Here is a 25,473-nt window from a genome sequence, read left to right as displayed (position 1 = left end):
ATAATTATTACTGACAAAAGTGGAGCTAAAGTATTCTATTGAAACATTGTTCATTTACATAATAAGTACTGTTTTTTGTATCAATATTCCTATTTAATGACAAAATTTTTATTGGTAAAATTGACCTTGTCAATGAATGGGAAGGAGTGAATTCTGCTGGGGAAGATACTTGATGCAAAAGCACTAACCAGTGCCATGGACACAAGGGCAAAACACTACCAGGAACTCCGCGAACAAATGGTGGATTTAAAAAAGGCATTACAAGGTGTGGCCAATCTCGGTGATGATTTTACTGGGAAAGGTGCCGATAACATTAAAAGCTTTTATAAAGAGCTCGCTGGAAATGTAGACATGTTTATCAGCTTCATTGATAAGCAAAAAGCCTTTCATGAAGGTGTTTCTGGGACACTGGATGATACGAGCTTTGGCGGCGATACCTTTGTAGAAGAACACTTTTTAGACAACGCAGTACATATGGGCATCAAGAATGCCAAAAGCATTGTGAAGGATCAAAAAAAGGCACTCAAAACGATTTTTCAAGACATTGATGACCTCATTTCCCTAGAGGTATTTGATAGCCAAACCTTTGATGAAAAAATAGAAGATGCAGAAGATGAACGAAAAAAGACGGTCAAAGAACTAAGAGAGCTTGATCAAAATTTAAAAGATGAATATGCTTTGTCAGAGACGGAGCAGCAAGCTACAATGGCATTGTATGCTGAAATGATGAATGCGACAAATGACGGAAAAGCGATTTCACCTATGAATTTTGATAAGAAAGCGTATCAAAATAGCGAAATTTACAAGGCAAAAAGCGATATTGAGAAGCAAACTGCTGAATATCTGAAAATCAAAAAAGAACAAGAAGAAGCCCTCGCCAACCGCCCTTGGTATGAAAAAGCCCTCGATTATGGTGGAAACATCGTGAATGAACTGACCGGCGTGAACGATGCAAAACGTGCCGCAACGGGCATTGATCCAATCACAGGCGAAAAACTCACCGCAGGCCAGCGAGTCGCGGCAGGCGGCATGGCAGCCGCAGGCTACATCCCAATCGTCGGCTGGGCAGGCCGCATTTTCAAAGGCGGAAAAGCTGTCTATAAAACGACCCAAGCCACATCAGCCGCGGTCAGGGCAGTCGACATTTACAAGACATCACAAAAATCCTTTGACGCCCTGAAAACAACCCAAAAAGGTTTATATGGCCTCACCGCCACCAACGGTTTCAGCGAAGCAATTACAGGCCGAGACATGTTTGGAAACAAGATCTCAAAAGAACAGCAGGAAGCAAGTATGAACGCGGCTCTGGGGATGCTTTTGCCGATCGGGTCGAAGAGGTTTCATGGGAAGATGGGGATTAGGGGTATAGATGATGCTTCTTTAACCAACAAAAGTAATTTATATAGAGGGGATAGTTTACTACACTCTCCAACTAGACCAAATGGAATTGGTAAACCTCATATATCAAGTTCAGGTGATTTAGTACCAGCTAGTAAAGAAGGTTTATATAAAGGACGAGAAGTGACTGTTACAGAGCATATACTTGGAGGTTATAGAAAAGGAGCTAAATCTAATAGCCCTTATACTAGTTTTACAAATAACAAAAATGTTATTGGAAATTATGGAGAAAATGCAATTGAACTAAACATATCAGCTTTAAGGAAAGATATACAGTCTGGAAAGCTAAAAGGTGTTGTTATACTTTCTCCAAAACAAATTCAAAAGTTGATTGAAAGAGATGTTACTTGTTCTGATTTTTGGAAGAAAAGAGCGATTAATTGGACTAAAAGGGATAATGAGTATTTGATTAAAGGGGAAGTTCCAAGCCAATATATTAAGGTTTCACCTAAGGAGTGAGAATTGTGAAATTATACTTTCTAAACGAGTTTTTAGGAGATATACGCGATATTAATGTTGATGGTATGTGGGTTAATGGTGAGATTATCCCTTCAAATAATATAGACAAATTTAATGATTTTTTCGCAGCACTTGTTGATGAAGAAAATGATTTTGTAGAAACAAATTTTAATGAAGAATGGTTAGAGGATAACAATTGGTACATTATTGATGATGAAAATAAAAGAAGGGGGATATATATACCTGCAGTTTATCCTGATAGGGAAATTAGCTGGCGGTGGAGATGATTTACAGAATTTATAGATTATATAAAACCTTGATGGGCTAATGCTTCAAGGTTTTTGGTGTTTATTGGACTCTGGACTCCTATCCGAGAAAAAACCGACCAAAAGGAGAATGGGGATCTTTTTTCCTGTGTGGGTCATCGTATGATAGAGACAAGCAAAACTAGGCACTCACAGCTTTTATGGTGAGTGTTTTTTTGAATGAGGGATACTTCACATCATTTTCTTTGAATATAGGTCTGAAAAAAGTATAGATGTTAAACAGTGCAATAGCCAAGCCATTTTAACGGCGAACTTCTTCATAAGAAAATGAAGTTGGTACAATAAACAGAAAAACATCCTCTAATAATGCATAGAGAATGCTGCTCTGTTTAGAAGGGGGAAATAATTTTAATTTATTTGTTTCATCAGATTCACAAATTCGAGTTCAATATTCCCCTTTAATTTTAAAAAATGACCCACGAATCGTTCCAGCTAGTTTAGACTTCTGCCTAGCAAATTTAAATTTCCCTTCTAATTCCTTTGGTACTTCCATCCCTTCAGAAAGCTTAAAACCAACAGCACGTTTTTTTGGGTCATCGACTGTATACAGGACGTTAATTGCAAGACCATCTTCATAAAAGACGTAGGTCCATTTGATATTTTCTACTTGAAAACTTGCCGTTTCTAAAGGTTTGGCTGCAAACTCTAGTTCACGTTCTTCTTTTAACACTCGGTTCACATAATCAAGGGTCTCCTGACTTTCGCTGGCAGGTAATACTGTAAATTCATGCTTATATTTGTTCATAAAGTAACGAGCCTCATTCGCTCGTAAGCCAGCAAGTGCGTCTGCTACAGGTGAAGACTCTAAAACAATCGTAGACACATTTTTAAAATCAACGATATAGGCCATTTCTATCCCTCCATATCCTTCTTATTTTCGTACAACAGGAATCCACATCTCACCAAGTAATAAGCCGTTTCGCTGCCCCATCTCTACCACTGCATTTGGTCCACCAACATAGGCGAAATTCTTTGCTTCAGGCAAGACTTGACCAAATGCAGTGCCAGTAAGCGTTTGATGCAATTCATCAGCGGTTTTAGCTTCCCCTTTAACGATTAGATATTCCCCTTTAGGAAATTGAATCACTCTGTCCGCTTCTGGTAACGATTTCTCTGTCATGACCCCGACATAATGCATCAGCTTGTTATTTACCGCTTCGTTTACGATAAAAATATAGTCATTTGAGGCAATGGCTTTTAAGGTGTCAAGCTTACCTACTTGTGTGACTGCTTGCCAAAAGTCTGCTTTTTCCTTCGTTATGCCCGCATAGTCTGTGTAATGACTCTTAAGTTCAGTTCCAATACCTAACACGTGAAAGCTGTCTTTTTGTTCTAGTATATAATCTGCCATATTCAACACTTCCTTTTGAAAAATTGATCAAATGTTTTTTCTTTTCACTTGATAAATATATAATAGGCTTAAATCATGTCAAAAAATGATACTGTTTAGGGGGATCAGATGAAAAAAGTTGAACGGATTAATACCATCATGCGGTATATAAACAACCGCGCCAACTTTACAATTTCTGAAATCATGAGAGAATTTAATATCTCTCGTTCGACAGCAATTAGAGACATCAGAGAAATTGAAGCTATGGGGATGCCGCTTGTCGCAGAAGTCGGAAGGGACGGGGGGTATTTTGTGATGAACAATTCCGTTCTGCCAACTGTTCGTTTTACCGATAATGAGATTAAAGCTCTTTTTATTGCCTTTATGGCCACAAGAAACCAACAACTCCCTTATTTAAAGAGTCGTCAGTCTTTAGCTGAAAAATTACTAGGACTCATCTCAGAAACCCAGCAAGATGACCTTGTTCTGTTAAATCGCCTCTTGCTATTTGAAGGGACTAATCCGAATAATCCTGATCTGCTTGATTTGGCAGATCTCCCTCATCCCATGTTAGAAAAATTAATCCAACTGCTTATTTTGGATCGATATTTACTGATTACCATAAGAGAGGAGAACGTGATAAAGTCCTATCCTATTTACCTCTTGAATCTTTATCGTGAAAAAAGCCTGTGGCTGATCGAAGGCTTTGATTTAAAGGAGGAGAAGAAACGGATTTTGCCTGTCGACCATCTCACAGATGTAGAACCATGCTCTACAAATATTCGATTAAGCAGGAAAAAGATTTTAGAAAAACTAAGTAAACAGGAAGAAGTAATTAACCTTGTCCTTGAACTTGGTCCAAAGGCAATTGCACAGTTCAAAAAATACCATCCTTTCAAAATGTCAATTTCTTATACGAATCCTTACCAAACTACAGCCATTTTAAAGACTTTTATCGATGTTAATCATTCAGAAGAAATAACCGAAATAACAAATTGGCTATTTTTCCTAGGCGATGATATCAAGGTCAGGGAAATGCCTGTAGAAATCTTGGAAGGTTTACAAGAGAGACTCCTCCTATATTGTCCATAATCAATGCTGGTTAGACCTCACAGCGATTCCTATGAATTTTGACAAGAAGGTAGTTAAATAAATACATTTAGATAAAGGGGTTCATTTTATTGAATTCTTATGATGAAGATCTAATAAAGGATTTGGAATTAAAAGACCTACTTAAATATGTCAAAGTACATGAAAATCCAGAAATTTATTTAGATTTAATAGAACAAAAATTTGTTTTTGCTGGTTCAAAAATAAATTGGTTACAAACCAATAAACACCATAGTAAGAGCTCAAATAATGAATCGTTACTTTCTGATGCTCTTCTATTTATAACTGAATTAAAAGAAAAATATTTAGCTAATGACTTACAAGTAATTTACATAGGGGATAACCTTACAGAGTTTGGGTACCAGTTTGAATTAAAACATTTAAAAGAGTTACTAGTCTATTTTTTAGATATCCCACAGCATCACTACTTTATATCATTAGAAGGGGATTGGTGTATCTGTCTTTCATTTGAAAACTATTTGGATTTCGGATTTAGTTTAAACAACAAATAATTTTGATCGTCACGTATAGGAAAAATAAAAGATGATAAGAAGTGAAAAAACCTTGAATGGCTTTATACCAATCAAGGTTTTTTGCTTTTATTGCTCCTTAAACACGTAAAAAAGACAAAGGACTCTTTGTATACAAGCCTTATAGTGTGTTTTTCTTAATGAAAAGAGCACACAATCGCTGCACAGCACGTGCTGAAGACATTTGGGCTTCTTTGATGCATGTGAGTTGATTAGACTTATAACCAAAGGGAAGAAGGGAGGAATTCCAACTGTACTTAACCAAAAGGGGCACGACGTTACTATCTATGCTGCTTCATACGACATCTTATCTATCAATAGAAGATTTACAGAATCGAATGAATGTCTCGACTCGAACCGTTTACGCTGAAATCAAACGAATGAACAGCTGGCTGGAAACTCATCAGCTTAGTGGTGTGCAGCGAAAAGGCCAACTTGGCTATTATTTAAACCCTCATGAAAAAGAAGTCATTATTCAAAAAGCTGATACCATTCTTATTGGTCACGATTATGAACCATGTGTAAAGGAACGAAGGGCCATTTTGCTTTTATCCATTGCATGCAGCCAGCATTGCCTAAGAATTGATGATTTTATGAAGATGACAAAGGTGAGCCGAAATACATTGCTCGAGGATATGAAACAGCTAAAAGAAGCGCTTTTAAAGCAGGAGATCACACTCCGCTATCAGGCAGCAAGCGGCTATGTCATTTCAGGAGACGAAAGGGCCATTCGATTGGCACTCAAACCTTATATACATTTCATTCGCACCATGATAAAAAACGAAAAAACGTTTCCGTCGTTTTGGTTAAAGGGACCTATTTCATCCAAACGGGTACACCATCTCCTCCAGCAGTCAGAACAAGAACTTAAGCTTGAATTTGCAGATGAGATGCTGGAACAGCTCTCTTTGGATCTCTTTTTCTACTTCAAGCGGATGAAGCTGGGGCATGCTGTACACATTTCAAACGAAGAAAAGCGAACATTGCAGGAAACAGAGGAATGCTTGGCTGCTATTCGTTTCATGGCGCAGATTCAAAAAGAGGCCAGTCTCATTGTTCATGATGATGAGATCTATTTTCTTAGCACCCTATGGCTCAGTGCCAAAAAACAAAAACTTCCATCAATTAAAAAACCAGAAGAACATCTCATTCGCACCATCGCCAGGCAAATGATATTGGACTTTCAGAGATATGCTTGTATTACCTTTCAAGAACCAAAAGCATTGGAGCAAAACTTGACAATGCATTTAATTCCAGCTTATTACAGGCTCATCTATCACATTGGTATCATCAATGAATTGACGGATTCTATAAAAAAGGCACAGCCAGAAGTGTTTGAAATCACTCAAAAAGTTGCTTGTCATTTAGAAAAGGTGGCCTGTTCAAAGTTGAGTGACCATGAAATTGCATATCTCGCCATGCATTTTGGCAGCTGGATGAGAAGAGAAGGAATTTCATCCATTGTCAGGCGTTCTGTATACATTGTCTGCGGAGAAGGAATCGGCACAAGTAACATGCTGAAAACTCAGCTTCTCGAATTAATTGGCTACATTGAAGTACGCGGACTGTTATCAAAGCGTGCATATGAAGAATTAACAGCCGTTGATGCAGATTTCGTTGTGTCCACAACACCTATTTCGTTTAAAGGAAAACCAGTTCATCTCGTTCATCCTATTTTAACTGCCTATGAGAAAAAAACATTACTTCAATACGGGAAAGGCTCAGAAACGAAGATTGAAGAGAAGCATGTAAACGCTTTATTTAACATCATTCAGCAGCATACCATCGTACAAAATAAACAAGCACTGCTTCATGATATTAGGGAGCTGCTTTATCCCACATATGTATCCTATCAGAAAGGGTGGAATCCAGTGTTAAATGATTTATTAACAGAACAAACCATCAAGCTCCACCAAACAGCAGACACATGGCAAGAGGCGATTACAAAAGCGGCGCAGCCTTTACTTGATCAACATGCTATTAAACCAAGTTATGTAGAAGCCATGATACAGTCTGTTCTTCAAAATGGTCCTTATATTGTCATTGCACCACAAGTGGCCATTCCACATGCAAGGCCCGAGGACGGCGTGAACAAATTGAGCATGACACTCATGTCATTCAAACAGCCCATTTCGTTTTCAAAGGATGGAAAAAAGCAGGTGCGGCTCGTCATAGTGCTAGCGGCTATTGACAGCATGAGCCACCTGAAAGCACTCAAACAGCTGACCATGCTGTTAAGTGAAGAGAAACGGACGAAACAATTGATTGAAGCAGAAGATTTAGCATCGGTTCAAAAACTAATCGATCAATTTTCACAAGTATAAAGGAGGAGTAAGAAAATGAAAAAAATTCTTGTTGTATGTGGAAACGGGTTAGGAAGCAGCTTTATTGTAGAAATGAATGTCAAAAAAGCATTAGAAGAATTAGGTCTTAAAGCTGAAGTGGATCATACCGATCTCAGTACAAGTAAAAATGAACAAGCAGACCTTTATATCGGAGCAGCTGATATTATTGACCAGCTGAATGACGGCACAAGAAATGTGGCTGGCTTAAACAATTTGTTAGACCAGGAAGCCATTAAAGACGTCCTTCGTCAACATATTTAAGTCATGAAAAAGGGGGATTCACATCATGATAGAACTGATCATGAACGATATATTGGGCACACCTGCCATTCTCATCGGTTTGTTTGCACTAGCCGGTTTACTTTTGCAGAAAAAATCAGCCGCAGATACTGTGTCAGGCACCTTGAAAACAACCATGGGCTTCTTAATATTAGGGGCTGGCGCTACAGTCGTCTCTGATTCACTCGGGGTTTTTCGAAAGATGTTCGAAGCAGCCTTTCACATTCAAGGGGTTGTCCCAAATACAGATGCTATGGCCGCCATTGCTCAAAAGGAATTCGGTACACAGACAGCACTTATCATGATTTTTGGTATGCTGGTCAATTTGTTACTTGCAAGATTCACACCCTTTAAATACGTCTTTTTGACTGGTCACCACACGTTGTATATGGCGGCGATGCTCGCCGTCGTTCTCTCGACAGCCGGCATGCACGGGTGGCTGCTCATCTCCACTGGCTCAATGATATTAGGTGCAGCTATGGTCATTGCACCCGCAATCCTTCAGCCGTTTACGAGGAAAGTCACCGGAAGCAATGATCTCGCGCTCGGACACTTCAGTACTTTCGGGTATTTTACTGCGGGAATGATCGGCAAATGGGTTGGTTCTCCAGAAAAATCAACGGAAACCATTCAAGTGCCTAAATCACTCGGTTTTCTAAGAGATACATCTGTTGCCATTTCGATTACGATGGCTTTACTGTTCTTTGCAATTGCACCGTTTGCAGGAATTCCTTATATAGAACAAATTAGCGGGGGCACGAACTTCGCTGTCTTCATTCTCATTCAGGCGATTACGTTTGCTGCTGGTGTGTACATTATTTTAGCAGGGGTACGGATGGCCATTGGCGAGATCGTGCCTGCATTTAAAGGGATTGCCGATCGATTCGTGAAGGGGGCAAAGCCGGCACTTGATGCGCCAACCGTTTTTCCATTTGCGCCTAATGCGGTCATTATCGGTTTTTTATGCAGCTTTGCAGGAGGCATTGTATCCATTTTTCTTTTACCTTTGTTTGGTTTAACTGTCATTGTCCCTGGTCTTGTCCCGCACTTTTTTTGCGGTGCTACAGCAGGCGTGTATGGCAATGCAACAGGAGGGGTAAGAGGTGCAGTCGCTGGGGCCTTTGTAAATGGATTGCTTCTTTCCTTTTTACCTGCCTGTTTATTACCTGTGTTAGGAACCCTTGGCTTTGAAGGGACAACGTTTGGAGATACAGACTTTGGTATCATCGGAATCTTGATTGGATTGATCAAGTTTTTATTTCAACTGTAAAAAGGAGGAGCCTGAGAATGACAGCCGTTTTTTCACCTTCACTGATGTGCATGGATCTAACGCATTTCCGTGAACAAATTCATCTTCTCAACACGAGAGCAGACCGGTACCATGTCGACGTGATGGATGGGCATTATGTGAAGAATATTACGTTATCACCCTTTTTCATTGAACAGCTTCGGAAACTGACAAATTTACCGATTGATGTTCATCTAATGGCCGAACATCCGCAGGAATTTTTAATCGATGCATGTATTGATGCAGGCGCAACGATGATTTGTTTACACCCAGAAGTCGTGCAAAAAGATGCCTTTCGAATCATACGCCATATTCACCAAAGAAAATGTGAGGTTGGCTTTGTTCTAAATCCCGCCACACCTGTTGCAGCATTAGATTCCTTTATTCATTTAATAGACAGAGTGACGATCATGACAATCGATCCAGGCTTTGCCGGACAGCCTTTTATTAAAGAAATGCTTCAGAAAATTAAACAGGTGAAAGATATCAAAAAACACGAAGGATACTCGTTTTCAATTGAAGTAGACGGCTCTTGTAATGAGAGCACGTTCCGGCTGCTTGCTGAGGCTGGAAATGAGATCTACATCATCGGCACCTCAGGTTTATTTGGACTTCATAAAGAACTCGACACTGCTTGGGAAAGAATGAAGCAAATATTTGCAAAAGAAACAGCCTCAATCGAATCACGTTAGTAAAAGAGAGGATGAAAACCATCCTCTTTTTTTACGCAAATTTTACTAAAACACAATTCATTCACCAAAACTTACCCAAAAACAAAATAAAAATCAAAAATTCATAATTGAAAGCGCTTTATTTATGTGTTATCCTTCAAATATCTTTAGTAAATATTTAGTCAAATAACGATGAGGAGTTTGCCTATGACCACACTCAAAGATATTGCTCATGATGCAAAAGTGTCCGTTTCCACTGTATCCCGTGTGTTAAATGGCGATCAAACGCTTGCCGTTTCACACACAACGAGACAAAACATCCTCGACATTGCTAAGAAGTTAAACTATACCCCAGTGAGAGCAAGAAAAGCCGATCAAGCAGAAGAAAAAAGCCCATCTGAATCCCCAATCATCGGTGTCGTTGTCGCTCAATCCATTGACGAAGAATTAAATGATCCCTTTTTTTCATCGATTCGAAAAGGAATTGAAAAAGAATATGCCAAACAAGGCCTGTCCACTCTCCATACCTTTCGCCTAAGAAGCATGGATAAAGGGGCGATGCTAAAGGAAATTGACGGCTTGATCGTCATTGGACGAATCAGCCCGGATACGGTTGAAAAAATGACAAATCGAATGGAACACATTGTTTTTATCAATCATTATGCGGATGAAGATTTGTATGATTGTGTACATGTGGATTTTGTCAGAGCGGCAGATCGCGCCATTCGTCATCTGCAATCTCTCGGCTATACACATCTAGGCTATATTGGCGGGAAAGAGCGGGAGCATTATTTCGAAGGTAATGCTGTGATTGAGGACGAAAGACAAACGACGTTTATGAAAAGAATGCAGGAGACGGGCGCTCTTCATATGGAAGACATCCACATTGGTGAATACTCCATGCAAGAAGGCTATACGCTTATGCAGCAAGCGATCAAAAAGGGAAAACTGCCGCAAGCCTTTTTCATTGGAAGTGACTCTATGGCAATCGGCGCAATGCGCGCTCTGCATGAAGCCGGTCTACACGTACCTTCAGATGTATCCATTGTTGGGTTTAATGACATTGAAGCCGCTTCATTTTCAAGCCCGCCGCTTACGACCGTCAAAGTATATACAGAAGAAATGGGGGAAGTCGGTCTGAAGCTTTTGCTTGAGAGAATAAACGGAAGAAAACTTCCTCTGAAAGTCGTCGTTCCAACAACACTCATCGAGCGAGGCAGTACATGTCTCATCCATGAAAGGGGGTGAACCATAGATTTCAGCTAACAAAAAAGAGACAAAAAAGCAGAAAGCAAGCTGCTTAGCATGATGGCCAGATCATGCTAAGAACAAGGCAGCCTGCCGCTATGCTCTCTTATCTCTTTGAAAAGAATAGAATTCCAGTATAATGGACTTCCTTTGTTTCCGCAACTGCATGAATTCTACCGATAATCGTCTGAATTTTCAGTGATCAAAAGGAGGAAACCATGAATAAAAAAATCATGCTGCTGACTGCAGCCATGTTCTTGACCATGATTTTGTCTGCTTGCGGTAATAACAGCTCATCTGAAGCAAATGGAAAGGTCACCTTGACGCTATTTTCAACAATGAGCAACAGCGGGGAAAGAAAAGCGTTTGAAGAAGTCATTCGCGAGTTTGAGAAGAAGCATGAGCAGATTCGAATCGATGCTAATTTCCCAGGCAACAGCTATGAAGATATGATCCGCGTCAAAATGGGAGCAAACGATATGCCAGACCTGTTTGATACACATGGCTGGGCCAAACTGCGCTATAGCGAGTATGTGGCTGATTTAAAAGAGATGGATTGGGTCAAACAGCTTGATCCTTCACTCGACCAAATTTTAAAAGACCAAGATGGGAAAGTGTACGCTTACCCGCTGAATCAAGCAAAAGATGGGCTTAGCTTTAATGCCAATCTATTAAAGGAATATGGCATAGAAGTCCCTAGAACACTTGATGAATTAAAATCTGCTTTGCTGACAGTGAAAGAAAAGAGCAAAGGAGATGTTGTGCCGCTCTGGATACCAGGAGGAGATAACTCAAATATTGCCCAAGTCTTTGATGAGCTGGCGACGCCTTTATTAATCACCGATCAAAAGCATCAATACGGAAAGGAACTTGAAAACGGATCATTTGATTGGTCTCTCTATACACCGCTTGCACAATTCATGAAAGATCTGAAGGATCAAGACCTTTTAAACAAGGATGTCCTGACAGCGAAACTATCTCAAGCGCCTGAACTCATGGCACAAAACAAAATCGCCTTCACCTTTGTCGGAGGATCTTTAGGACCTGAAGCAACAGAGCTGAATTCATCGATCAAAGTAGGCACGATGCCTGTTCCAGCCATTCATGAAGGAGATGAACAAAGCTGGATTGGCGGAGAACGTTTTACTGTTGCTGCTTGGAAAGACTCTAAGCATCTAAAAGAAGCAAAACAATTCATCGATTTTTTAGCAAAACCTGAAAACGCAAAAAAAATCGCCGAGGGCACATCCTCTGAAACAGCTCTAAAACAAGTGAAAGCGAAAAACTATTACTCTGCATTTTACGATCAATACGAACAGGTGAAGATTGAACCGTATTTCGATCGAAAATACTTACCAAGCGGAATGTGGGCGGTCATGGCAACAACGGGTCAAGAATTATTAGCAGGCTCCATCACACCAGAACAGTTATCAAAGAAAATGGAAGAGGAATATAAGCGTTTGAAAAAACAATAGCCGATGGATGCTGAAACAGGAGTGAAGCCAATGAATGACATCACAAAAGCAAAACAGCCCGCCGCATTCACCTCTTTACCAAAACAAAAGATACAAAAACGCCAGAATTCATCACTTTGGTGGATGTACATGCCAGCTGTTCTCGTCGTCAGTACCTTTATCATTTATCCTTTTTTAAACGGCATTCAGCTTTCTTTTACGAATTGGAACGGTTTCTCACAAACTTATCAATGGATTGGTCTTGAGCAATATGGGCGGCTGCTTCAGGATCAAGCGACATGGCTTGTTGTCAAAAACACGCTTCTCTATGGAATCGGGAGCACTGTCTTACAAAATATCATCGGACTTGGATATGCTCTTTTATTAAATCAAAGCTTAAAGATGAAAGCCATCACAAGAACGGTCATCTATTTACCTGTCATGATCAGCCCGATTGCGATGGGCTATATTTGGTATTTTGTGTTTGCTTACCAAGGTGGTGCCTTAAATGATGTGGTGACGCTTTTTGGATTTGATCAAATAAATGCGCTCGGCAACCCGCAATTTAACACATGGATCATTGTGCTTGTCAACACATATCAATTCGTCGGGATTGCGATGATCATTTATTTAGCAGGACTTCAAAGTATTCCTAAGGATTATTATGAAGCGGCTCAATTAGACGGCGCATCGAGCTTCCAGCAATTCAGGCGGATTACATTGCCGCTGCTTATGCCGTCGATCACCATTAATGTTGTGCTGAATGTCATTGGCGGGCTCAAGCTCTTTGATGTCATTGTGGCACTCACGGGCGGCGGACCTGGAGATTCCTCGCAATCCATGTCGACCTTTATGTATGATCTGTACTTCAAACGTCAGGATGCAGGCTATGCAGCGACGCAAGGGGTGTTCATGGCGGTCATCATCCTTGTCATTAGTGTCGCAGCGCTGATTTATTTCAAACGAAAGGAGACCGAGGTGTGATGGATAACGCCTATAAGCGCAAGAAAAAATGGTACTCCTTCCTCGCACTATTGATCACATTGCTGCACCTCATTCCATTTTATATTTTGGTGACGACATCATTAAAGGGGATAGGAGATTTTAGTTCAAAATGGCTGTTTCCGAAAGCACTGCATCTTGAAAACTTCCGCACAGCATGGACAGAGGCTCAGCTTGGCCAGTCCTTTTTGAATACAGTGATCATTACGTTCAGTTCCGCTGTATTGCTTATTATGTTTGGATCTCTTGCAGCCTATCCGCTCGCAAGAAGGAACACAAAGCTGAATAAAGCAGTCTATGTTTTATTTATTGCCATTATGGTCATTCCACCGCTTACAGCCCTTGTCCCGCTCTATAAAATGGTCGTTCAAATCGGGATGATGAACACCTATCAAATTGCTGTTTTAAATAATGTGGCTGCTTTTTTGCCGCTGACAATTTTCTTATACGCAGGCTTTATCCGGTCGACAATTCCAAAGGAGCTTGAAGAAGCTGCCCGTATTGATGGTGCAGGGACACTCAGAGTTTTTTTCACAGTCGTTTTTCCGCTTCTGAAGCCCATTACCGCTTCTGTATTAATTATTGCCTGCGTGTATATTTGGAACGACTATCAATTTGCTATCTTCTTTTTGCAAGATAAAGAGATGCATACACTCACAGTCGCCTTATCCCATTTTTTTGGTCAAAATCAGCATCAGCTTCAGCTCGTTGGGGCAGCTGCACTCATTGCGATGCTGCCAATGGTCACGATGTTTTTACTTTTGCAAAAATATTTTATCGCAGGGCTTTCACAAGGCTCTGTCAAAGGCTAGCCCAATATAGATGTAAAAAGGAGAGTCGTCTATGTCTAAAATTACATTTATCGGTGCAGGGAGTACCGTGTTTGCTAAAAATATATTAGGAGATTGTCTGTTTGTTCCCGCCCTTGCAGGCTTTGAATTCGCATTATATGATATCGACCACAACCGGCTGAAAGAATCAGAAACGATGCTCCGGCATTTAAAAGCAAATTACGGTGCAAATGTGACCATCCAGTCCTATCACAACCGGAAAGAAGCCTTAAAGGATGCGAAATATGTTATCAATGCCATCCAAGTTGGAGGCTACCGGCCAAGTACTGTCATTGATTTTGAAATACCTAAAAAATACGGATTAAGACAAACGATTGCGGATACGGTAGGGATCGGCGGCATCTTCCGCTCCCTTCGAACGATTCCTGTCATGCTGGAATTTGCAAAGGACATGGAAGAGGTTTGTCCAAATGCTTTATTGTTAAATTACACGAACCCAATGGCCACACTGACAGGTGCGATGCTGCGCTATACTCAGGTTCAAACGATTGGTCTCTGTCATAGTGTGCAAGTCTGTACAAAGGACCTATTTGAATCTCTTGAAATGGAACATGAAGGCATTGAAGAAAAAATTGCCGGTATTAACCATATGGCATGGTTATTAGAGGTAAAACGGGACGGAAAAGACTTGTATCCAGAAATCAAAAGACGGGCAAAAGAAAAGCAGCAATCGAGGCATCATGATATGGTACGTTTTGAACTGATGGATAAATTCGGCTACTATGTCACAGAATCCTCAGAGCACAATGCCGAATACCATCCATATTTCATCAAATCACGGTACCCAGAACTAATCGGTCAGTTTAACATTCCGCTCGATGAATACCCGAGACGCTGCGAGGAACAAATCAACAATTGGAATACAATGAAGCATGACCTTGTGGGCAATACACAGATCACACATACTCGCTCAAAAGAATATGGTTCACGTATCATTGAAGCGATTGAAACGAACGTTCCCTTTAAATTTGCCGGGAATGTGCTGAACACAGGTGGCCTCATTCACAACCTGCCTGAAAAAGCGTGTGTCGAAGTGCCGTGTGTTGCAGATCGAAGCGGCATCATGCCATGCTATGTCGGAGAGATCCCTGAACAACTGGCGGGACTGAACCGGACCAATATTAGTTCACAGCTCATGACCATCGAAGCAGCAATCAGCGGGAAAAAAGAACACATTTATCAAGCGGCATTACTGGATCCACACACAAGCGCTGAACTATCAATTGATGACACCATTCAATTATGTGATGAACTCATTGAAGCACATGGAGAGATGCTGCCAAATTATATAGAACCAAATCACTATGCCGCATCAACCAAATAACAGAAATGAACCAGCCTCTACCTGATGCACCGCGCATCAGGTTTTTCTTATGAAGCAAAAAGAGGATTGACTGAGACCCATTTTAATATTATGATTTTTCTAAAGTTACCCAATAGTTAATCAAAAACACATCATGAAATTTCGGTATTCTAGTGTTAAATGTCACAAACAAACCAATCTGTGTTGAACAAGAGCCTGACTAAAGCGGTTTATCACAACGTAAACCAAAACTGCCGTTTGATTTGACAAAGAGTGTATACAGATGAATGCCCGTTAGATGAGACAATGACGATACATACACACCCTTTAAGCATGACATTCTTTAACAAAGAGGAGAGAGGGAACATGACCAAAACAGATGTACAAACGTTGAAAAATTATATCGGCGGACAATGGATTGAGGCAGAAACAAGTCAAACAGAGGCAGTGTATAACCCAGCTACTGGCGAAATCATCGCGAAAGTGCCGCTTTCAACAAAAACAGATGTCGAACATGCGGTACAGGCAGCACAAGAAGCATTTGCCACTTGGTCGAAAACTCCCGTTCCCCGCCGTGCACGCATTTTATTTAAATACCAACAGTTACTCGTTGACAAATGGGATGAGCTGGCTGAACTCGTAACGATTGAAAACGGAAAAAGCATCACAGAAGCAAAAGGAGAAGTGCAGCGCGGAATTGAATGTGTCGAATTTGCCGCTGGTGCACCAACCTTAATGATGGGAAAACAATTACCAGATATCGCATCTGGACTCGAATCTGGCATGTACCGCTATCCAATTGGCGTCATCGGCGGAATTACACCATTTAACTTTCCAATGATGGTTCCTTGCTGGATGTTCCCGCTTGCCATTGCCTGCGGAAATACGTTTGTTTTAAAACCTTCAGAGCGCACGCCGATTCTTGCCGCACGATTAGCCGAATTATTTGAAGAAGCTGGTCTTCCAAAAGGGGTTCTCAACATTGTCAATGGAGCTCATGATGTCGTCAATGGTCTGCTTGAACACCAAAAGGTCAAAGCCATTTCATTTGTCGGCTCTCAGCCAGTTGCAGAATACGTCTATAAAAAAGGCACAGAGCATGGCAAACGTGTCCAAGCACTTGCAGGAGCAAAAAATCACTCCATTGTCCTCAAAGATGCAGATTTAGACGCGACAACGAAACAAATCATTGGTGCTGCCTTTGGATCAGCAGGAGAGCGCTGCATGGCCGCGGCCGTTGTCGCAGTGGAAGAAGAAGTGGCAGATGATCTCATTCAAAAATTAGTTGATGAATCGAATAAGCTTGTCATTGGAAACGGAATAAATGAAGAGGTCTTTCTTGGTCCAGTCATTCGAGAGGAACATAAGGAGCGAACGCTTCAATACATTCAGTCAGGGATTGAAGAAGGCGCAAGTCTCATTCGAGATGGCAGGAAAGATCACGAAACAAATGGAAAAGGGTATTTCGTTGGACCAACGATCTTTGACCATGTGACAAATCAAATGAAAATTTGGCAGGACGAGATTTTCGCCCCAGTCTTATCAATAGTTCGTGTCTCTTCACTGACAGAAGCGATCGACCTGTCTAATCAATCAAAATTTGCGAACGGTGCCTGCCTGTACACAGACAGTGCATCAAGCATCAGAGAATTTCGCGAAAATATTGAAGCAGGGATGCTCGGCGTCAATATCGGTGTTCCCGCACCAATGGCATTTTTCCCGTTTTCCGGCTGGAAGGATTCTTTCTACGGGGATTTGCACGCCAATGGAACAGACGGAGTGGAGTTTTACACAAGAAAGAAGATGGTGACCGCTCGTTATATGTGATCAACACTCATCAATTAACTTAGAAAATGCAGTTCCAAAAGGAGAACTGCATTTTTTGTTGTCTTCTAGTCAAAAAGTAAGGGTTTTCATCATGATTACAGCAAGGATTTGCACTAGAAATCATTCTTTCTATTCATTCTTCATCAGTATCTATCAACATATTTTGAAATTGGGCTTAAACCCCAATATTAGGAAGATGAAAACAGGAGGAAATGAAACGATGAGGACGAGGATGAAGTGCGGCGTTGGTTTATTGATTTTTGCTTTGGTACTGAGTTGTTTACCGGTATATGATGCGAGTGCGGCAAGCACAACAATTGCAAAACGTGTAGGAAATGCAAACCCGCTCATAGACCACCACTTGGGCGCTGATCCGTTTGCGCTCACCTATAACGGAAGAGTGTACATTTATATGTCGAGTGATGACTATGAATATCACAGCAACGGTACGATTAAAGATAATTCTTTTGCCAATTTGAATAGGGTCTTCGTCATCTCTTCAGCAGATATGGTGAACTGGACAGATCATGGCGCAATTCCAGTAGCCGGTGCAAATGGGGCAAATGGCGGCAAAGGGATTGCTAAATGGGCAGGTGCTTCCTGGGCTCCATCAGCGGCGGTGAAAAAAATCAATGGGAAAGATAAATTTTTCCTTTATTTTGCGAACAGCGGCGGAGGGATTGGTGTTCTGACAGCAGATTCCCCAATCGGTCCATGGACAGATCCTATCGGAAAAGCGCTTGTCACGCCAAATACACCAGGAATGTCCGGGGTTGTATGGCTGTTTGATCCAGCCGTTTTTGTAGATGATGACGGCACTGGTTATTTATATGCCGGTGGAGGCGTACCAGGCGGTTCTAATCCAACGCAGGGACAATGGGCCAATCCTAAAACAGCAAGAGTCTTAAAACTAGGGCCTGATATGACAAGTGTTGCCAGTAGCGCCTCGACCATTGATGCTCCTTTTATGTTTGAAGACTCAGGGATGCATAAGTATAACGGAACCTATTACTATTCCTATTGCATCAACTTTGGCGGCTCCCACCCAGCAGATAAACCACCTGGTGAGATCGGTTATATGACGAGCTCAAGTCCGATGGGTCCATTTACGTATAGAGGGCATTTCCTGAAAAATCCGGGTGCATTTTTTGGCGGCGGCGGTAACAACCATCATGCGGTGTTCAATTTTAAAAACGAGTGGTATGTCGTGTATCATACCCAAACGGTCAGCTCTGCTTTATACGGGGCAGGAAAAGGCTACAGATCTCCGCATATTAATAAGCTTGTGCATAATGCTGACGGCTCCCTTCGAGAGGTTGCAGCCAATTTTGAAGGGGTCAAACAGCTTTCCAACCTGAATCCTTATCAGCGGGTAGAAGCTGAAACATTTGCATGGAATGGACGCATTTTGACAGAGGCCTCTTCAGCTCCAGGCGGACCGGTCAATAACCAGCATGTCACAAACATTCAAAACGGAGATTGGGTGGCTGCCAGTAACGTCGATTTCGGATCAAACGGCGCAAGAACATTTAAAACGAATGTAGCATCAAATGCAGGCGGAAAAATAGAAGTACGCCTCGGAAGCCCTGACGGCAGACTCGTCGGAACATTAAATGTCCCTTCCACAGGCGGAACGAACAACTGGCGAGAAGTAGAAACAACTGTAAACGGAGCAGCTGGCGTGCACAACGTATTTTTTGTCTTTACTGGAACAGGTGCAAACCTATTTCAGTTTGATTCCTGGCGGTTTACTCAATAACAAAGGATGAGAAAATGATAGGAGAGTGGAAAAATTTGATGTCAATGATCAAAAAAACAATCTGTACTTTATTGATCTGCTTCACCATGCTGTCTGTCATGTTCATCGGACCTGGCGCAACTGAAGTTTCAGCAGCAGATGCCAATATTAATATCAATGCAGAAAGACAAGTGATTCGCGGCTTTGGCGGAATGAACCACCCGGCTTGGATTGGTGATTTGACCGCACCTCAAAGGGAAACCGCTTTTGGCAATGGGCAGAATCAATTAGGGTTTTCCATTCTAAGAATTTTTGTAGATGAGAACAGAAATAATTGGCACAGAGAGGTCGCCACAGCCAAAAGAGCAATAGAGCATGGAGCTTTAGTGATCGCTTCACCTTGGAATCCTCCAAGCCATATGGTTGAGACTTTCAACCGTAATGGTACAACTGCAAAGCGGCTGAGATACAATCAATACGCTGCATATGCTCAGCATCTGAACGATTTTGTGACGTATATGAAAAATAATGGCGTCAATCTCTATGCGATATCAGTACAAAACGAGCCTGATTATGCACATGAATGGACATGGTGGACTCCTCAGGAAATCCTGCGTTTCATGAGAGAAAATGCCGGCTCCATTAATGCCCGCGTGATTGCGCCAGAATCCTTTCAATACCTTAAAAATATATCAGATCCTATCTTAAATGATCCGCAAGCGCTTGGAAATATGGACATTCTCGGAGCCCATTTGTACGGAACCCAAATCAGCCAGCTTCCATATCCTCTTTTCAAACAAAAAGGAGGGGGGAAGGAGCTTTGGATGACAGAGGTCTACTACCCGAATAGCGATAACAATTCAGCGGACCGCTGGCCTGAGGCATTAGGGGTTTCAGAGCATATTCACCATTCGATGGTAGAAGGGGACTTTCAGGCATATGTTTGGTGGTACATCCGCAGATCCTACGGCCCTATGAAGGAAGATGGCCTGATCAGTAAACGCGGTTACAACATGGCGCATTTCTCCAAGTTTGTACGCCCAGGATACGTCAGAATTGATGCAACGAAAAGTCCTGAACCAAATGTTTTCGTATCTGCCTACAAAGGAAACAATCAGGTTGTCATTGTCGCGATTAACAAAAACAATACAGGAGTCAATCAGCACTTTGTGATGCAAAATGGAACTGCTTCGCAAGCATCAAGATGGATTACAAGCAGCAACAGCAACCTTCAGCCCGGTACAGACTTAAATATATCAGGCAATCAATTTTGGGCTCATCTCCCGGCTCAAAGTGTGACAACATTTGTAGTCAAACGCTAGAATCAATTGAATCACCAAAAGCCAATTTTCTCATTTCAAAAGAAAATTGGCTTTTTTTATGCAAATAGGAAGTTGATTTTTTCACTATGTTCTTACATTGGGTATAATAATGGCAATGACTTCAGGAGAGTGATCAATGTATGCCAAAGCATCAAAGCAAAGTATTAATGATCGATGACGAAAAAGAAATTTTGGAATTAATCAACACAGTATTAACAAGAGAAGGCATTGATCGCGTTATAACAGCTTCAACTGCCCGTGATGGGCTCACGAAATTCCATCAAGAACAGCCTGATCTTGTCATACTTGATATTATGCTGCCAGACGGTGAAGGCTATGATATTTGCAGACAAATCAGAGAGACCTCCCATGTTCCGATTATCTTTTTATCAGCAAAGGGAGAGGAAACAGACAAAATTGTAGGACTTGCCATCGGCGGGGATGACTACATTACAAAACCGTTCAGTCCAAAGGAAGTCGCCTACCGGGTGAAAGCGCAGCTGAGACGGCTCTCATACTTGCAGTCATCTCAAGCCGATCCCGTGATCAAAAAAGGGCCGTTTGAATTAAACGAGCAGCAAGCAGAACTGAAGAAAAATGGCGTGGTCATTGAGCTCACGCCGAAAGAGCTTCTGCTGATGACCTACTTCTTGCAGCATCCGAACCGCATTATCAGTAAAGAAACGCTTTATCAAACTGTTTGGGGGGAAGACTTCTTCGGTTCTGACAATACGGTAATGGTTCATATCCGAAGACTTCGGGAAAAAATAGAAAATTCCCCGTCCACCCCAGAGTTTCTCGTCACAGTCAAAGGGCTTGGCTATAAATTTGTTGTAAAGGATGCGTAAGGATGAAATGGCGATTAACAGGCAGGTATATGGTCTCTGTCATTATCGTGACCATTATCACGGTCTTTATCAACTTATTCGTATTTATGATTTGGCTCGTACTTCAGGCAAACAGCCAGCATAACGAGGAAAATACGCCCGAAACCTTCACAAGATCATTTGAACAATACATCTCTTTTTCTGATCAAGGAATGACCGTAAACAAAGAAGGACAGAAAGCCTTAAAACAACAGAATGCATGGATTCAAATTTTAGACGAAAATGGCCAAAACGTGTATCATACGCAGGCACCTAAAGGATTAAAGAACAAATATACAACGATAGAAATCGTGAACTTACATAAATATAAAGATAAGCAATTATTATCGACCATTTATGCTGGCGGAAAAAAAGTAAAGAGCAAAGAATACAGCTACTTTATCGGTTTTAAAGACCCTTCCATCGGAAAATACCTATTCTCGTTTGACACGAAGGATTTAGTAACAAGATTCAATATCGGGACGATGATTTTATTATCAATTGATGCCATCATAGCATTACTCATTGGTTACTTATTCAGCCGGCAGCTCACAAAACCGCTCGGCCGTGCCATTCATAGTATCCAGCGGCTGGCAAACGGAGATTACACGACAAATCTGCCTGCTAAAGGAATTTATAAAGATGTCTTCTATAATGTCAATCACTTATCAGAGCAGCTCGCTTCAAGCAAAAAAGAAAAAGACAAACTAGAGCAAATGCGGGAAGAATGGATCAGCCATATTTCTCATGATATTAAAACGCCATTATCCTCTATTCAAGGCTATGCTGAAATCATGAAGGATCGAAATTATCCTCTTTCAGATCAAGAGATGATGCATTATGCCAGCATCATAGAGAATAAATCACTGTACATTAAAGATGTCATGGAGGATCTAAATTTAACAACAAGGCTGAAAAATAACGACGTGATGCTACATAAAGAGCTTGTGAACATTGTGCCGTTGCTGCGTAAAACGTTAATTGATATCCTAAACGATTCGAGATATGCAGATCAAAGCATTGAGCTGCAAACGAATGTAGACAAGCTCATGCTGAATATTGATACGGTCCTCATACGAAGAGCAGTCACCAATCTCATTTTAAATGCCCTTGTCCACAATGATGCTGATGTGAAAATCATTGTACAGCTTGAGCAAAAAGAACATACCCACATCACAATTAAAGACAACGGCAAAGGAATTGAAGAGGCAGAGCTAGAAAAAGTGTTTGACCGCTACTATAGAGGGACGAATACAGCAGGGACACATGCTGGCTCTGGTCTTGGAATGGCGATTGCAAAAGATATTATCCAAAAACACGGCGGAGATATTACGATACAAAGTATAATTGGAGAAGGAACAACGATTGATATCCAATTACCCACTTGAATAGACATACAAAAAACGGTTCTGCTCAATGACAGAACCGTTTTTTCATCTATTATTATTCTGAAAACACTTTAATGCCTTTCACAATGTTCCAAATGAAGAAGTAAATCGCCACAAGGAATGTCAGAGCATACGTAGCAATTAAGAACGGACCAGCATGACTGATATCGTTCATGCCAAGTAAACCTGAACCGACAATACCAATACCGAAAATCAAATAAGGAATAACATGCGTCCATAGTGACTTTTTCGCATGATATTTCACTTCATCCTTTCCTAAGAAGTAGACGATAATCGGAAACAGAAACGGTGCAAAAAAGATACTGAAGTAACATAATGAAGACAAAATTTTATTTTCTCTCAAAACTTTTCACCTCTATGATTAATTTAGAAGGGAGGAGAATCATTCGACTCATCCCTCACTTCCTTACAAACCCATTGTACAACCTCAACCTTAACCTGTATTAATCCGAACCTTACAGCAACCTTAAAAATGAATAAATAGTGGCATTTCCGTTTCAAAAGGCTAAATTGAAAATCACATATCCATATTTTTGACCTTATTCTTGACCTTGTAGTATACTTCAACCTTTATAATGGAAATATCAACAGGTGACTAACCTATACATGAAAAATACGAACATAGGAATAGAGCTGATGACAAAAGGTGAACTTGCAAAAAGAACAGGAATAAGCGCTGCTGCCATTCGGTACTATGAAGAAAACGGCATTTTACCTGTCCCAATACGCTATTCTAATGGTTATCGATTATATACAGAAGATGACCTATTAAAAATTGAATTCATAAAAGGGGCTAAATCGTTAGTTACTCCCTGAATATGCTGAAAAAAATCAGATGCTGGCTCGTGAAGGAATGGAAGTCATTACAAACATATGGGCTGCTGATAAACACCCAACAGACTCATTGATCAGCCCAATCTACGGAGATTTTAAAGGACTGGGGAAAATCACTCATTTATTGGCACACACGAAGCTTTATATCCAGATGCGATAAAACTTGATGAAAAACTAACAGAGCAAGGAATTGAGATCAACACCTACGTTTATCTGGAAATGCTTCATGTGTTTGTTGTCATGCTAATCCCAGAAGCAAAAGATGCTAAACAAAAAATCATTCAGATCATTAATAGCTAGGTATCGTCCTTTTATGTCACGAAATAAATGAAACACACTCAATTCAATATTTGATGGAAACACCTTTCCCGAATCCTGAAAAAATTAAATCAGTGTACTCCGATAGAATACCGTCACACACTGGCAATTTTAAGTTTTTTATATTCGCCAAGTTGACAAGGCTAAGAACAGATTAGTGATCTTTTTCAATGAATATTCACAAGTAAAGAAAACCTGTAAAAATTGCAGGAAAATGAGACATGCATAAGTTTTCAAGTGTTGTTTGCGTTTTCATGAAGAATGTTGGCGCATACATTGACTTTGCCAAACGAAATCATCATCTTCATAATGAAAAGAGAATGAAGCATAAAGGGGTCATGAACTTTGAAAAAAAATGTTCAAGCTATGCTGAAAGAACTCAATCGTGCCATGAAACAATATGGAGAAGCTATCATTAAAATTAAATCCAATGTATAGCCTTTAATTTTAATAGGTGTCTAGTCTGGTGCAATTGCATCAGGCTTTTTTTCGTGATGAATAGTTAAAATAATGAAAAAATTTCGAAAAACAATTGACTGAAAGCGCTTTTGATATTATGATTATTTCAAAGTTAACCATAAGTTAACCAAAAATATGATTATTTTTTGAAAAACTTATGGTTAACTCTATTTTTCAAGTATTTAGTCATAAAGGAGGCTGACAAACGCGTGTCCAACCCGAACTGTATTTCGTGGGGCATTGCTCCGATTGGCTGGAGGAATGATGATATTCCAACGATAGGAGCTGATAATACATTATCTCACTTATTAAGCGATATATGTGTCGCTGGTTTTCAAGGAACTGAAGTAGGTGGTTTTTTCCCCGAACCCAACATTTTAAATAAAGAGCTTCAATTACGTAATCTAAAAATTGCAGGCAAGTGGTTTAGTAGTTACATCATACAAGACGGACTAGAGATGGCGAAAAAAAAATTTACTGATCATTGTCGATATTTACAAGAAGTAAATGCAAGTGTAGCGGTTGTATCTGAACAAACGTACTCTATTCAAAAAAAAGAAGTGAGTGTTTACAAAAATCAACCCACTTTTTCGGATAAAGAATGGGACTTACTCTGCACAGGAATAAATGAGTTAGGCAAAATTGCTAACGCTTTCAATCTGAAACTTGTGTACCATCATCACCTTGGCACAGGGGTTCAAACCTTATCAGATATTACTCGTTTATTAGAAGGAACGGACGAAAAATATGTTCATCTTCTATATGATACTGGTCATATTTTCGTATCAGATGGCGATTATATGCCCCTATTGCATACACATATTGACCGCATACATCATGTTCACTTTAAGGATGTCAGAAAAGAAATAATGGACCTTTGTAAGCAAGAAGATTTGCCTTTTCTACAATCCTTTCTTAAAGGTATTTTCACTGTTCCAGGTGACGGATGTATTAATTTTGAAGAAGTATACCGCGTTCTATTAGAAAATGGTTATAACGGATGGATTGTGGTTGAAGCTGAGCAAGATCCTTCAATTGCACATCCACTTGAATATGCGCTGTTGGCTCGTAAGTATATTGATGAGAAATTAGTGATCCATACTTAA

At 40.6% G+C, this 25,473-nt stretch carries 22 protein-coding genes and 2 pseudogenes; 21 read left to right on the top strand and 3 right to left on the bottom strand.

Annotated features, from left to right (window positions below; all coding sequences use genetic code 11):
* Positions 1-153: 153 nt before the first annotated feature.
* Both NSS65_RS09410 and NSS65_RS09405 read left to right on the top strand, forming a co-directional pair.
* Positions 154-1,857 carry a T7SS effector LXG polymorphic toxin gene (locus NSS65_RS09410; protein WP_326135161.1) on the top strand — a complete coding sequence of 568 codons (1,704 nt, stop codon included), beginning with the start codon at positions 154-156 and terminating at the stop codon, positions 1,855-1,857.
* A 5-nt stretch (positions 1,858-1,862) separates the two neighbouring features.
* Positions 1,863-2,144: a hypothetical protein gene (locus tag NSS65_RS09405; RefSeq protein WP_101677119.1), complete on the top strand. Its 282-nt coding sequence runs from the start codon at positions 1,863-1,865 to the stop codon at positions 2,142-2,144.
* Positions 2,145-2,568: 424 nt separating this feature from the next.
* On the opposite strand, the gene NSS65_RS09400 is transcribed toward NSS65_RS09405, so the two are convergent.
* Both NSS65_RS09400 and NSS65_RS09395 read right to left on the bottom strand, forming a co-directional pair.
* Complete coding sequence (locus tag NSS65_RS09400) at positions 2,569-3,033, bottom strand: phage tail protein (protein WP_326135137.1); 465 nt, start codon at positions 3,031-3,033, stop codon at positions 2,569-2,571.
* 21 nt (positions 3,034-3,054) lie between these two features.
* Positions 3,055-3,534, bottom strand: coding sequence for a GyrI-like domain-containing protein (locus tag NSS65_RS09395; protein WP_251232095.1), 480 nt, complete (start codon positions 3,532-3,534; stop codon positions 3,055-3,057).
* Between the two features lie 108 nt (positions 3,535-3,642).
* On the opposite strand from NSS65_RS09395, the gene NSS65_RS09390 reads away from it, so the two are divergent.
* From NSS65_RS09390 to NSS65_RS09315, 16 genes are all read left to right on the top strand, one after another.
* Positions 3,643-4,605, top strand: a complete 963-nt coding sequence (locus NSS65_RS09390; protein ID WP_101677121.1) for an HTH domain-containing protein — start codon at positions 3,643-3,645, stop codon at positions 4,603-4,605.
* 89 nt (positions 4,606-4,694) lie between these two features.
* Positions 4,695-5,135 carry a rhs-associated protein gene (locus NSS65_RS09385; protein WP_101677122.1) on the top strand — a complete coding sequence of 147 codons (441 nt, stop codon included), beginning with the start codon at positions 4,695-4,697 and terminating at the stop codon, positions 5,133-5,135.
* 269 nt (positions 5,136-5,404) lie between these two features.
* Positions 5,405-7,477, top strand: coding sequence for a BglG family transcription antiterminator (locus NSS65_RS09380; protein ID WP_326135160.1), 2,073 nt, complete (start codon positions 5,405-5,407; stop codon positions 7,475-7,477).
* Positions 7,478-7,492: 15 nt separating this feature from the next.
* A complete protein-coding gene (locus NSS65_RS09375) occupies positions 7,493-7,759 on the top strand; it encodes a PTS sugar transporter subunit IIB (protein ID WP_024425192.1) in 267 nt (88 codons plus the stop codon).
* A gap of 25 nt (positions 7,760-7,784) precedes the next feature.
* Positions 7,785-9,047, top strand: a complete 1,263-nt coding sequence (locus NSS65_RS09370) for a PTS ascorbate transporter subunit IIC (RefSeq protein ID WP_034283515.1) — start codon at positions 7,785-7,787, stop codon at positions 9,045-9,047.
* A 17-nt stretch (positions 9,048-9,064) separates the two neighbouring features.
* Positions 9,065-9,757 (top strand): D-allulose 6-phosphate 3-epimerase, encoded by a 693-nt coding sequence (gene alsE / locus NSS65_RS09365; protein WP_034283513.1) that lies wholly within the window; start codon positions 9,065-9,067, stop codon positions 9,755-9,757.
* Between the two features lie 186 nt (positions 9,758-9,943).
* Entirely contained in the window at positions 9,944-10,984 is a 1,041-nt protein-coding gene (locus tag NSS65_RS09360) for a LacI family DNA-binding transcriptional regulator (RefSeq protein ID WP_211044078.1), read from the top strand.
* 218 nt (positions 10,985-11,202) lie between these two features.
* Complete coding sequence (locus NSS65_RS09355; protein ID WP_081124459.1) at positions 11,203-12,459, top strand: ABC transporter substrate-binding protein; 1,257 nt, start codon at positions 11,203-11,205, stop codon at positions 12,457-12,459.
* Positions 12,460-12,489: 30 nt separating this feature from the next.
* Positions 12,490-13,422 (top strand): sugar ABC transporter permease, encoded by a 933-nt coding sequence (locus NSS65_RS09350; RefSeq protein WP_041118130.1) that lies wholly within the window; start codon positions 12,490-12,492, stop codon positions 13,420-13,422.
* Positions 13,422-14,252, top strand: coding sequence for a carbohydrate ABC transporter permease (locus NSS65_RS09345; RefSeq protein WP_326135136.1), 831 nt, complete (start codon positions 13,422-13,424; stop codon positions 14,250-14,252). Before NSS65_RS09350 ends, NSS65_RS09345 begins: the two co-directional genes overlap by 1 nt.
* 31 nt (positions 14,253-14,283) lie before the next feature.
* On the top strand, positions 14,284-15,615 hold the full coding sequence (locus NSS65_RS09340) for an alpha-glucosidase/alpha-galactosidase (protein WP_081124458.1): 1,332 nt from the start codon (positions 14,284-14,286) through the stop codon (positions 15,613-15,615).
* A 345-nt stretch (positions 15,616-15,960) separates the two neighbouring features.
* Positions 15,961-17,421: a CoA-acylating methylmalonate-semialdehyde dehydrogenase gene (locus NSS65_RS09335; protein ID WP_326135135.1), complete on the top strand. Its 1,461-nt coding sequence runs from the start codon at positions 15,961-15,963 to the stop codon at positions 17,419-17,421.
* A 220-nt stretch (positions 17,422-17,641) separates the two neighbouring features.
* Entirely contained in the window at positions 17,642-19,180 is a 1,539-nt protein-coding gene (locus NSS65_RS09330) for a glycoside hydrolase family 43 protein (protein ID WP_326135134.1), read from the top strand.
* 35 nt (positions 19,181-19,215) lie between these two features.
* Positions 19,216-20,481: a glucuronoxylanase gene (locus NSS65_RS09325; RefSeq protein ID WP_034283503.1), complete on the top strand. Its 1,266-nt coding sequence runs from the start codon at positions 19,216-19,218 to the stop codon at positions 20,479-20,481.
* A gap of 140 nt (positions 20,482-20,621) precedes the next feature.
* Entirely contained in the window at positions 20,622-21,329 is a 708-nt protein-coding gene (locus NSS65_RS09320; RefSeq protein ID WP_081124456.1) for a response regulator transcription factor, read from the top strand.
* A gap of 2 nt (positions 21,330-21,331) precedes the next feature.
* Entirely contained in the window at positions 21,332-22,735 is a 1,404-nt protein-coding gene (locus NSS65_RS09315; RefSeq protein WP_326135133.1) for a HAMP domain-containing sensor histidine kinase, read from the top strand.
* A 55-nt stretch (positions 22,736-22,790) separates the two neighbouring features.
* Here NSS65_RS09315 and NSS65_RS09310 read toward each other — a convergent pair whose 3' ends face one another.
* Positions 22,791-23,099 (bottom strand): DUF4870 domain-containing protein, encoded by a 309-nt coding sequence (locus tag NSS65_RS09310; protein ID WP_034283494.1) that lies wholly within the window; start codon positions 23,097-23,099, stop codon positions 22,791-22,793.
* Positions 23,100-23,362: 263 nt separating this feature from the next.
* On the opposite strand from NSS65_RS09310, the pseudogene NSS65_RS09305 reads away from it, so the two are divergent.
* The 3 genes and pseudogenes from NSS65_RS09305 to iolE form a co-directional block, all read left to right on the top strand.
* A pseudogene (locus NSS65_RS09305) lies at positions 23,363-23,494 on the top strand (MerR family DNA-binding transcriptional regulator); the annotation flags it as partial.
* Positions 23,495-23,549: 55 nt separating this feature from the next.
* Positions 23,550-23,890 (top strand): annotated as a pseudogene (locus tag NSS65_RS09300) (alpha/beta hydrolase); the annotation flags it as partial.
* 686 nt (positions 23,891-24,576) lie between these two features.
* Positions 24,577-25,473: a myo-inosose-2 dehydratase gene (gene iolE, locus NSS65_RS09295; protein ID WP_081124455.1), complete on the top strand. Its 897-nt coding sequence runs from the start codon at positions 24,577-24,579 to the stop codon at positions 25,471-25,473.

The sequence above is a fragment of the Bacillus sp. FSL K6-1006 genome (assembly GCF_038593175.1).
GTDB lineage: Bacteria > Bacillota > Bacilli > Bacillales > Bacillaceae > Bacillus > Bacillus safensis.
This window is presented reverse-complemented; position numbering and strand designations above follow the sequence as displayed.